The sequence below is a fragment of the Amycolatopsis sp. NPDC058278 genome (genome assembly GCF_042881395.1).
GTDB lineage: Bacteria > Actinomycetota > Actinomycetes > Mycobacteriales > Pseudonocardiaceae > Amycolatopsis.
Window position 1 is genome coordinate 1 of sequence record NZ_JBHVXZ010000206.1, and the last position, 10,846, is coordinate 10,846.

The window sequence follows — 10,846 nt, forward strand, 5'->3', positions numbered from 1 at the left end:
GAACGGCACCGCCCGGCGTGTGCCGGCGGCGGTGCCGCGCCCGCGGTGGCTCCGCGTGATCGGCGAGACGGCGGCGCGGGTGCGCCGCCCTCCCGCCGCGAGGTCAGGCCTCCTTGGACGCGACCTTCGAGGCTTCCTTGGACGCCTCCTTGGAGGCCTCCTTGCTGGCGACCTTCGACGCGACCTTGCTGGCGACCTTCGAGGCTTCCTTCGACATGGGTGCTCCTCATTCCATTGTTGGGATTTCCCCGCGGATTCGGTCCGCGATTCCTGCGTTCCGGCGGGGCCAACCCAGATTCACCGACGAACCCTTGCGGGTCAAGGAAAACTCCGCACCACGCGGTGTCATGTTCGTGCCACGGAGAACGTGTCACCGCCAGGGGCTAACCATTTGCGCCGCGCACCGCCCACCATCGGCGTACGACGATTCACGGTTGGAGGCCCCGGATGCCCGAGGCGAAGAGCGCGAACCTCTGCTGGGGACAGCACCACCACCTGCTGCGGTACCTGCGGGTGCCGGCGCCGTCCCGGCACGAGGCGCACATCGGCACCAGCTACCCGCTGCCCCGGGGCTGCACGGTCGCGGCGGTCCGCACCGCGCTGACGCACCTGGTGCGCCGGCACGAAGTCCTGCGCACGGTCTACGACCTGACCGGCACCGCGGCGGACGGGCGTGCCTGGCCGCGCCAGATCGTGCAGCCGCCGGCGCCGCAGCCGGTCACCGAGGCGACCACGGAGGACGCCGTGGACGTCATCGCGCGCCTCACCCGTACCCCGTTCGACCTGGCCCGCGAGTGGCCGCTACGAGCCTGCGTGGTCACCACCGGCGGCCGCCTGGTCAGGCTGCACCTGGTCTTCAACCACCTCGCCTTCGACGACGTCGCCCTCGACCGCCTGGCCGCCGAGCTCGACGAGCTCCTGGCCGCGCGCACCGAGGGCCGCCCTGCGGTGCTGGACCCGGTCGACCACCAGCCGGTGGACCTCGCCCGCTTCGAGGAGAGCCGCACCGAGGCTGACCTCGAACCCGCGCTGGGACACTGGCGCGACATCGTGAAGAAGCTCCCCGCGGACGTCTTTTCGGCGCGCCGCAGGACCTCCGAGGCCGCGCACAGCGCTTCCTTCACCGTCCCGTCGCTGCTGTCGGCCGCCCGGGCGATCGCGGCCCGCGAGCACGTGTGGCCCTCGGCCGTGCACCTCGCCGCCTATGCCGTCACGCTCGCCGCCTACACCGGGGAAACCCTGGTCGCGCACCGGATGTACACCAGCCAGCGCGACGCCAGCGGCTTCGGCGGCGCCGTCACGTGCCTGTCCTATCCGACCCCGGTGCTCGCCGACCTCGACGGCGATCCGCTCTTTTCGGCCGTGGTCAAGGCGTCCGCCACCCGCGTGAGCCAGGCGATGACGCACGCCCACGTGCCCTACGACCGCGTGTACGAGCTGATGGCCGAGGAGGGCGTCCGTGTGGTCGCCGAGCTGAACTTCCTCGACAACGGGCCGCGCTCGTGCCGCACCAAACGCGACCGGTACGCGGTCAACGCGGCCCCCGCCGACTGGGCGCGAGCCGGCTCGGACAGCTACCTGCGCGTCTACGAATGGGCCGACGGCATCACGCTGGCCCTGCAGGCACTGGACGCGGTGATGGACGCCGGCGCCGTCGAACGGTTCCTGCGCGGCTATGCCCGGCTCGTCGAGGCCCACCGTGACCCCGGCACCGACCTGCGCGTCAGCGAGGCCGCCGCGCTCATCGGCTTCCCCCCGCCGCCGCCGCGGCAGACCGGAGCGGGTCCCGATCCGGTCTTCCTGACGCCCGCCCCCGCCGAACGCGTCCTCACCGAGGTCGTGGCCGAGGTCAACGGCCTCGGCGAGGTCGACCCGGCCCGCAGCTACACCGGCGCGGGCGGACGCGTGCTGCGCCTGCCCCGCGTGGTGGAGGCCCTGCACGAGCGCGGCTGGTCGGCCGCGCTCGTCCCGTTCACCACCGCCCGCCCCTTGTCCGCGCTCGCGCACGAACTCGTGCCGGCCCGCGGCTGAGCCGGACGAAGAGGAGGAAACCATGTCCCTGCTCGAAGCACCCCGCCTGGAACGGGTGGCGTCGTTCGTGCCGGAGACGAGCCTGCCGGTCGCGGAGCTGGCCGGCCCGCTCGGCCTCGACGCGACGCAGCTGCGCTTCTTCACCCGTTTCCTGGGTCTCGACCGCGTCGCCGTCGCGGACGGCCTGGAGCTGGCCGACCTGCTGGCGGGCGCGGGGGAGCGCGTGCTCGCCGGGACCGACCGCGACTCGGTGCGGTTCCTGGTCCACGCGCACACCATGCAGCACGTCGCCGTGGCCACGCCCGGCCTCCTGGAAGACGTGCGGACGCGGCTGCGGCTGCACCGCGCGACCGCGTTCAGCCTCTCGCACCTCAACTGCGTGGTCGGGATCCACGCCCTGCACGTGGCGCGGTCGCTGCTGGCCACCGCGGCGCCGGGCGACCGCGTGCTCGTGCTGACCGGCGACAAGGTGCTGATGCACGAGGCCCGGCTGATCCGCGACACGACGATCCAGGGCGACGGCGCCGCCGCGGTGCTGCTCGGCCCGGACCCGCGCGGCGACCGCGTCCTCGGACGGGCGCTGACCGTGCTGGGCCGGTTCTACCGGGGCATCGACTGCGACGAAACCCTCCAGCTGCAGTACAAGCACGTCTACCCGGAGGCCCTGGCCCAGGTGATGCAGGACGCCCTCGACGACGCCAGGGTCGCCGCCGCGGACCTCGCCGCCATCCTGCCGCACAACGTCAACAAGCTGTCCTGGAAACGCATCACGGGCGCGCTCGGCGTGCCGCGGGACCGCGTGTTCCTCGACAACGTCGGGAAGTACGCCCACTGCTACAGCTCCGACCCGTTCATCAACCTGGCGGCGGCGCGCGCGGACGGGCGGGTCGATCCGGGGGACCTCGTGCTGCTGGCTTCGGCCGGCCTCGGGGCGACCTTCGCGGCGGCCGTCGTCGAGATCGGAGAAGGGAACCAGGGATGAATTTCGTGGCACGGCTGAAGAAGGACCTCACCGGCGACGCCGGGGCGCGGTTCGTCTTCGTCAACAACTTCGAGGTGGAGCGCAGCTGGGCGGTGGGCGAGCCGAAACTGCCCGGCGCCGGCATCTCGTTCGCGGGGGCCACCGTCAACCGCATGGAAGAGATGGGCGCGCTGCTCGCCGGCGAGGGCGACCTGGTGGTGCTGAAGGCGCCCATGGACCCCGCGTTCGCCGGCTACCTCGCGCGGATCGGCGCGGCCGACGGCTCGACGCTGATCGCCGAGCACAACGACCCGGACGCGATGGTGACCGAAGACGCCCTGAACTCGCCGGAACTGCTCGGCAAGCTGCGGGAGCTGGCCGACGGCAACACCTACCTGATGCCGCTGGGCATCTCGGCGTCGGAAGAGGCCCTGGCGAAGGAATCCGGGCTGCCGCTGGCCGGCTCGACCGCGCAGATCTGCAAGGCGGTCAACGGCAAGGTGTTCAGCCGCGGCCTGGTCGACGCGCTCGGCCTGCGCCAGGTGCCCGGCCGGGTGGTGCACACGGTCGGCGAGCTGCGGGACGCCCTCACCGCGCAGCTGGCGCCGGGCGGCCGGGTCGTGGTGAAGGAGTCGCTCGGCGTCTCCGGGCGCGGCATGGTCGTCGTCGAGGACGAGCGCGGCGCGAACCGCCTGCTGCGCCTGATCGAACGCCGCGGTGCCGACGCGCCCGCGAACCTGGTCGTCGAGTCCTGGATCGAGCACGCCCAGGACCTCAACTACCAGTTCGTCGTCTCCCGGACCGGCGGCGTCCGGTTCGAAACGGTCAAGGCCGCCGTGCTGCGCAGCGGCGTGCACCAGGGCCACCGCTTCCCGGTGGAGCTGCCGCCCGTCGCGGCCCGCGAGCTCGCCGAAGCCGTCGAGAAGATCGGGCGCGCGCTGCACGACGAAGGGTTCTTCGGGATGGTCGGCGTCGACGCGATGCTGGCCGCGGACGGCACGCTCTACCCGTGCCTGGAGATCAACGCCCGGTTCAACATGTCGACCTACCAGAGCCGGATCGCCGAGAAGTTCATCCCCGAGGGCCGGCACGCCATCGCCGCGACCTTCTCGCTGAAGCTGCAGCGCACCCACACCTTCGCGGAGGTCGAAAGCGCGCTCGGCGACCTGTTCTTCACCGGCGCCGGCGACACCGGCGTGCTGGTCAACAACTTCGCGACGCTCAACGCCGCGGCCACCGGCGAGGGCTCCTTCCACGGCCGTCTCTACGCGATCTGCGTCGGGGACTCGGCCGAGGAGGCCCTCGCCGTCCGGACCGAGGCCGAGCGCCGCCTCGCGGAAATGGCAGGGAACGAGGCATGACCGACATCGACTACCAGGACCTGGCCGAGCGCTTCGGCACACCGCTGTACGTCTACGACGGCGACGTCCTGCACGCCACCATCACCGGCCTGCGCGCGGTGCTGCACCCCGCACTGGAGGTGTTCTACTCCCTCAAGGCGAACCCGAACATCAGCGTCTTCGCCGCCCTGCACGGCGGCGGCGCGCGGGCCGAGGTTTCGTCCATCGTGGAGCTGCAGACCGTGCTCGAGGCCGGTGCGCGGCCGGACGACATCGTCTTCCTCGGCCCCGGCAAGAGCGAGCAGGAACTGCGGGCGTGCCTGGACACCGGCGTCTACGCGATCGTTTGCGAGTCCTTCGACGAACTCGACGACATCGAACGGCTCGGCGCCGAGCTCGGGAAGCGGCAGCGGGTGCTGCTGCGGATCAACCCGACCTGCGCGATCAGCGGCTCCCGGCTCACCATGGGCGGCAAGCCCCGCCAGTTCGGCATCGACGAGGCCCAGGTCCTGTCCGCCGGACCGCGGCTCGCGGCGTACCGCCACGCCGACGTCGCCGGCATCCAGGTCTACATGGGCACCCGCATCCTCGACGCCGAGGTCATCGGCAAGAACACGCGCTACGCCCTCGACCTGGCCGACCGGGTCGCCGCGGAGACCGGGATCCGGCTGGAAGCCGTCGACATCGGCGGCGGCCTCGGCGTGGCCTACTTCGAGGGCGAGGACGACCTCGAAGCCGCCGACGTGGCCGCCGAGATCAACCCGATGCTCGAGCAGTTCCACCGGGCGCACCCGGCGACCCGGCTGATCATGGAGTCCGGCCGGTTCCTGGCCGGTCGCGCCGGGGTCTACGTGCTCGGCGTCCGGTACGTCAAGGAGTCCATGGGGGAGCGGTTCGCGGTCGCCGACGGCGGCACGCACCACCACATGGCGGCCGTCGGCATCGGCTCGTTCGTCAAGCGCAACTTCCCGGCCGTGCTGCTCACCCCGCGCGCCGCCGGCGAGGACACCGACGACACCGTCGAGCCGCGCCCGTGGACCGTCACCGGCCCGCTGTGCACGCCCAACGACACCCTGCTCAAGCAGGTGAAACTGCCCGACCTGCGCCGCGGCGACCTGGTCGGCGTCCTGAACTCCGGCGCCTACGGGCCGTCGGCCTCGCCCGGGCTGTTCCTCAGCCACGGGTTCCCCGCCGAGGTGCTCGTGCGCGGCGGCCGGGCCTTCCTGGTCCGCGACCGCGACGAGCCCGCGGACCTGCTGCGCAAGCAGCACCTGTTCCAGCCCGACACCAACAGCATGGGAAGTGAGCCGAGATGAACCGCACCGAGATCGTCGCCCACCTGGAGATCGCCCTGTCCGCCGTGCTCAACAAGGAGATCGGCGGCGTCACCCCGGAGCTGCGCCTGTTCGAGGACCTGGCGCTCGACTCCACCAGCGTCATCGAGCTGCTGATGAGCCTCGAGGACACGATCGGCCTCGAGATCGACCCGGACGAGCTGGGCCCGGAGGTCTTCCGCACGGTCGGCAGCCTGACCGACTACATCGAGTCGGCCTTCGCCAGGTCCGCCGCGGCGGTCTGAGCCATGTCCCTCCAAACCCTCGCGCCCCCCGGGCGGGCCGCGAGCCCCCCGCGCCCGGTCGGGGTGCACCTGACCGGCGTGACGCACCGGGTGTTCACCGAACGCGCCAAGCCGGTGTTCGGGATGCGCCCGGAACTGGCCCGGCTCATGGTCGAGACCTTCGGTGCCGCGGCGGACCAGGAGGACTTCCTGGCCCGCACCGGCAACGGGTTCATCGAGATGACCGAGGCCCTGCTGACGGACGCGGGTACCCCGCTGCCGCCGCTGGACGCGGTGGTGCTCGCCTACCACTCGCCCGACCTGTACCACTCCGAAGTCGCCGGCTGCTACCTCGCCGGACGCCTGCCCGGCAACCCGGAACCGTGCTCGGTCGCCGGACCGGGGCCGGGCGCGGCGTTCACCGCGCTGCGCCTGCTGGACGGCATGTGCCGGCTCGGCGAGGCGGCTTCGGCGGCGCTGCTGGTCTTCGACCAGAACGCCGTGCTGTGGGACAGCGGCCACCCGGCCACGCACCGCCCCGACGCCGCGGTGCTGCTGCGGGCCGGCGCGACCGGCGACGTCGCCGTGACCGAGCTGGAGGAGGTGCGGCTCGACGAGTCCGGGCCGCACACCGCCACCCTCGCGCTGGCCGACGTGCTCTACCGGCACCCGGGCGTGCGGGTGCTGGCCGGCGCCGGACTCGCCCAGCGGCTCGCGGGCACCCCGTACGCCGGTCGCGTCGAAGCGGTCCCGGACCTGTGGTGCACCGGTGTGTGGGCGGGTCTCGCGCGCCTCTGGCCGCTGGACGAGCCGGTGCTGCTGGCGGACTTCGAGCCCACGGGCGGCACGTTCTGCAGCTGCCTGCTCGTGCCGGGGAGGGAGCACTGATGGACACGGGGCTGTCCCGGGTCGCCGTGCGGCTGCCCGGCCGCGTCGAGGCCGTCGACGACGTGCTCGTGCGGTCGGGCGCCAAACCGCTGGAGCGGCGCATGTTCGGCCGCATCTACGGCCTGCGCGACAGCCCGGTGCTCGCGCCGGGCGAGCGGATGGCGGACCACCTGGCCGAGGCCGGGCGGACCGCGCTCGGCGGCGGCCCGGCGAGCCTGGTGCTCTACGGCCACACGCTGCTCATCGCCGAGCTCGACCTGTGCGGCACGTTCCCGGACCGGCTGCGCGACGCGCTCGCCCTGCCGGGCGTCCCGTTCTTCGGGGTGTCGCACGTGAACTGCACGTCGGTGCTGCGCTCGGTCGAGCTCGCCCGGCGCTACCTGGCCCGCCCGGGCGCGGCGCCGGACGACCGGGTGCTCGTGCTCGGCGGCGACCAGGGCCGCGCGAGCGACCGCGGCCGCTACATCCCGGGCACGACGGTCGCGGGCGACACGGCCGCGGCGCTCGTGGTGTCCCGCGGCCCGGCGCGCTACCGCTACCTCGGCGGCGCGACCGCCCGGGACACCCGGTTCCACCGCAGCCTGCGCATGACCAAGGAGGAGTTCGCGCTCTTCGGCAAGGTCTGCTGCGAGCAGGCCGTGTCGGTCGTGGGCGCCGCGGCCCGGGACGCCGGCCTCACACTGTCCGATGTGGACTGGGTGTTGCCGGACCTGTCCAACCGCATGTTCTGGCGCACCTTCAGCGGGCTGTCCGGGTTCCCGTTCGACCGGATCCCCCTGGAGCTGGTCGCCGAGCGCGGGCACAACTTCGGGGTGGACTCGCTGCTCGCCCTGCAGCACGCCGACGCGGCCGGCCGGCTGCGTCCCGGGCAGCGCTGCGCCCTGGTCTCCGTGGGCCAGGGCGCCTACTTCCAGTCGGTGATCGTCGAGGTCGTGGAGGAGAAGTGACCACCAGCCTGCTCGAATGCGAGCGGACCGCGCGCAGCGACGGCCTTGCCGCCGGACTCGCGCGCGCCCTGCCCGCCACCCCGGCCGACCGGCTGGCCCCCGGCCGGTACGCGGCCGTGCCCGCCGGAGCCGTGCCCGAAGGCGCCGAAGTGCGCACGCACAGCCTGGCCGACCGTGAGGACATCGTCTTCCTCGCCTGCCCCGGCCGTCCCCGCGAAGAACGGGACGCCTACGAGCTGGCCGACTTCGGCCGGCACCTGGCCGCCGTCCGGCTGGGGGTGCTGCGCTCGGTGCTCGACCACGTCGTCGAGCACCTGTCGAACCGCACGTCCGGCGACGAACCGCTGATCCGCAAGCAGCTGATCGCCGGCGCGATCGGCGACGTGATGGCCGCGGTGGAACGGCTGCGCGCCCAGGTGCGCTCGCAGCGGCACCCGGTCGCGGTCGCCGACGTGCACCGCGAGCTGGACGAGCTGGGCTGGCGGGTGGCCCAGCACCTCGGCGCGTCGGGTTTCCTCGCCACCTCACCCGCGCGGTCGCTCTACGTCTCGGCCCTGGTGGCCGGCACCTGGGTGGACCGGGAACCGGAAGGAGAACCGGCATGATCGAGCTGAGCGAACGCGTCCGCGCGGTCCGCGACCTGAGCCGGGAGGCGGCGGTGGACCTGCGGTCGCGGGCCCTGGCCATCGACACCGACCCGGACGCGATGGACGAGCACTACGGCTCGCCCGTGTTCGAGATGGTGCGGCAGGCCGACACGCCGCCGCAGTACCGCGAGTCCCTGCCGTCGACGCCGTTGCTGCGCGCGATGGAGCGCGGCTCGTGCCTGGAGAACGTGGCCGGGCTGATCGAACTGGCCCGCGGCGACGTCGGGGCGATCCTGGCCTGCCCGTCACCCGGCCTGGCCGGGGTCTTCGTGGAGCTGCTCGGCACCCCCGAGCAGCAGGAGTGGTTCTTCACCCGGATGCACGGCGGCCGCCGCTGGTCGTTCTTCGCGATGACCGAGGAGAGCCGCGGCAACGACGCGACCGCGATGGAGACCCGCTTCGACCGCGACCGCGACCGCGACGGCGACGGCTGGCGGCTCAACGGCGGCAAGTGCTACGTCGGCAACGCCGCCCGCGGCAGCGTCGGCGTGGTGTTCGGCCGCACCGGCCGCGGCGCGCTGTCGATCCGCGCGGCGCTGGTCGAGGTCCCGGCACCCGGCTGGCACGGCGAAAAGCTCGACATGATCGGGCTGCGCGGGGCCTACATCAGCCGGCTGTCCTTTTCGGACGTCGCCGTGCCCGCGGGCCGGATGCTGGGGGACCACCTGCCGGCGACGCGGCGGGGGATCTTCGCCGCCATCACGACGTTCAACCACATGCGGGTGCGGATCGCCGCGTCCGCCGTGGGCACCGCGCTGGCGATGGTCGAGTACGTGCTGGACCACCGCAAGAACGCCCCCGGCGGTCAGCTCGCCCTCGCGCGCGCCGAGGCCGGGCGGGAGCTGGTGTACGAGGCCGCGGCGCGGATCGACCGCGACCCCGAGCGCGGCTACCTCTCCAGCGCGGCGAAGCTCGGCGCGGTCGGCCTGGCGGTGGGGACGGCGCACTGGGCGTCGGCCGCTTTGGGCCCGGCCGGCCTGATCGAGCACCCGCTGCTGGAGAAGTGGACGCGGGACGTGCACGCCTTCGAGTTCATGGAGGGCACCGGCAACATCCACCGCCTCCACGTGGCGCGGGGGTACCAGGCGGGAGACGCCGATGCCTGACCTCGGGATCGACACGATCGCGTTCGCCGCCGCCCGGCGCGAGGAGTACGTGCCGCTGGCGGCGTTGCCCGGCGCCGCCGACCTGGTGCCGCCGGAGCGGCTGGCCGCCGCCGGGATCCCGTTGTCCCGCTTGATGGTCCGGATCCCGGAGGACGACGACGTCGACGTCACCGCGCAGGTGCTCGCCGCCCTCGGGCCGCCGGTCGTCCCGCAGCCGCTGTTCTTCGTGCGGTCGGGTCCGCTGCGCGACCCGAACGTGGCCGCGCTGGCCGGGCTGGTGCACCGCACCGGCTGGGCGGGCGAGGACATCGGCTTGTCCCACCTCGACGAGCTCGGCGGCACGGCCGTCTTCGGGCTGCTGGAGTGGGCGGTCGAGAGCGAGGCGACGGCGGTCATCTGCGACGAGCCGCTGTTCGCCGACTCGGCCTGCGGCCACCCGCGGTTCGCGGCGGTCGGCGTCCGCCTGCGGCGCGGAGCCGGTTCCCCGCTGGCGGTTTCCGGCTGCGGGGAGGGAAAACCCGCGTTGACGGGCGGCCACCGGTTCACCGGCCGCGGCCCGTGCGACGCGTGGCTGGCCTTCTGCGCGGCGCTGGCCGAAGGCGTGGTCACCGACGGCGACCGCGTGCTGCTGCACACGCGCGGGCCGCTGCGCGAGGGCTGGCTTTCACTGCTCGCCGTGGACGTCGCGGCGCTGCGGCTGGTCCCGGCCGCCACGGCGAGTTTGCTCGGGGGGCGGAGTGGATGAGAATCGGCGTGGACCTGATGTCGATCCCGCGGTTCGCGGAGGTCGCGGCGCACCCCCGGTACCGGACGCTGGTCTTCACCCCGGTGGAGCTGGAGCAGGCCGCCCGGATGGGTGCCGAACGGTCCCTGGAACGGCTGGCCGGGCGGTTTTCCGTCAAGGAGGCCACGTGCAAGATGCTGGGCCGTGGCTTCGGCCAGGGCCTGCGCTGGCGTGACATCGAGGTCACCAACGACGACTGGGGAGCGCCGCTGGTGACGTTGGGGGGCGGCGCGGCGGAGATCGCGGAGGAGGCGGGCCTGGAGGAGATCGTGGTGACGTTGAGCCACCAGGTGGACCTGGTGGTGGCGGTGGCGGCGGCGGGCTGCGCCCGGCCACCCCGCCCGTTCCGCCGCGCGGCCGCACCTGCGGTGCCGGTCGTCCCGGCCCGCTTCGACGAACTGGCGGCCCTGGCCGCCGACCTGTTCTCGGTCCCCGCCGGCGAGGTGGCCACTGCGACATCGTTCGCGGGCGATCTGGGGGTCACGTCGGTGGTGGTGATCGAGCTGCTCGCCCGGATCGAGCACCGGTACGGCATCCGGATCCCGGAGGCCGGTATTTACCGGATGACCGATCTGCAGCGGACC

The 10,846-nt window shown here is 73.3% G+C and carries 11 protein-coding genes; all 11 read left to right on the forward strand.

The window, feature by feature from the left end; translation table 11 throughout:
* Window positions 1–447 precede the first annotated feature (447 nt).
* Entirely contained in the window at window positions 448–2,031 is a 1,584-nt protein-coding gene (locus ACFVYA_RS47965) for a condensation domain-containing protein (RefSeq protein WP_387055081.1), read from the forward strand.
* A 22-nt stretch (window positions 2,032–2,053) separates the two neighbouring features.
* On the forward strand, window positions 2,054–3,013 hold the full coding sequence (locus tag ACFVYA_RS47970) for a ketoacyl-ACP synthase III family protein (RefSeq protein WP_387055083.1): 960 nt from the start codon (window positions 2,054–2,056) through the stop codon (window positions 3,011–3,013).
* Window positions 3,010–4,353, forward strand: a complete 1,344-nt coding sequence (locus ACFVYA_RS47975; RefSeq protein ID WP_387055085.1) for an ATP-grasp domain-containing protein — start codon at window positions 3,010–3,012, stop codon at window positions 4,351–4,353. The genes ACFVYA_RS47970 and ACFVYA_RS47975 overlap by 4 nt, the downstream gene beginning before the upstream one ends.
* Window positions 4,350–5,648: a type III PLP-dependent enzyme gene (locus ACFVYA_RS47980; RefSeq protein ID WP_387055087.1), complete on the forward strand. Its 1,299-nt coding sequence runs from the start codon at window positions 4,350–4,352 to the stop codon at window positions 5,646–5,648. The genes ACFVYA_RS47975 and ACFVYA_RS47980 overlap by 4 nt, the downstream gene beginning before the upstream one ends.
* Window positions 5,645–5,911 (forward strand): acyl carrier protein, encoded by a 267-nt coding sequence (locus ACFVYA_RS47985; RefSeq protein WP_086848245.1) that lies wholly within the window; start codon window positions 5,645–5,647, stop codon window positions 5,909–5,911. The genes ACFVYA_RS47980 and ACFVYA_RS47985 overlap by 4 nt, the downstream gene beginning before the upstream one ends.
* A gap of 3 nt (window positions 5,912–5,914) precedes the next feature.
* Window positions 5,915–6,778, forward strand: coding sequence for a hypothetical protein (locus ACFVYA_RS47990; RefSeq protein WP_387055089.1), 864 nt, complete (start codon window positions 5,915–5,917; stop codon window positions 6,776–6,778).
* Window positions 6,778–7,725, forward strand: coding sequence for a 3-oxoacyl-[acyl-carrier-protein] synthase III C-terminal domain-containing protein (locus tag ACFVYA_RS47995; protein ID WP_387055091.1), 948 nt, complete (start codon window positions 6,778–6,780; stop codon window positions 7,723–7,725). The genes ACFVYA_RS47990 and ACFVYA_RS47995 overlap by 1 nt, the downstream gene beginning before the upstream one ends.
* Complete coding sequence (locus tag ACFVYA_RS48000) at window positions 7,722–8,330, forward strand: acyl-CoA dehydrogenase family protein (RefSeq protein ID WP_387055093.1); 609 nt, start codon at window positions 7,722–7,724, stop codon at window positions 8,328–8,330. The genes ACFVYA_RS47995 and ACFVYA_RS48000 overlap by 4 nt, the downstream gene beginning before the upstream one ends.
* Window positions 8,327–9,478: an acyl-CoA dehydrogenase family protein gene (locus ACFVYA_RS48005; protein WP_387055095.1), complete on the forward strand. Its 1,152-nt coding sequence runs from the start codon at window positions 8,327–8,329 to the stop codon at window positions 9,476–9,478. The genes ACFVYA_RS48000 and ACFVYA_RS48005 overlap by 4 nt, the downstream gene beginning before the upstream one ends.
* A complete protein-coding gene (locus ACFVYA_RS48010) occupies window positions 9,471–10,223 on the forward strand; it encodes a hypothetical protein (protein ID WP_387055097.1) in 753 nt (250 codons plus the stop codon). The genes ACFVYA_RS48005 and ACFVYA_RS48010 overlap by 8 nt, the downstream gene beginning before the upstream one ends.
* The coding region (gene acpS, locus ACFVYA_RS48015) for a holo-ACP synthase (protein ID WP_387055099.1) at window positions 10,220–10,846 on the forward strand (627 nt) is incomplete at its 3' end. The genes ACFVYA_RS48010 and acpS, both read left to right, overlap by 4 nt.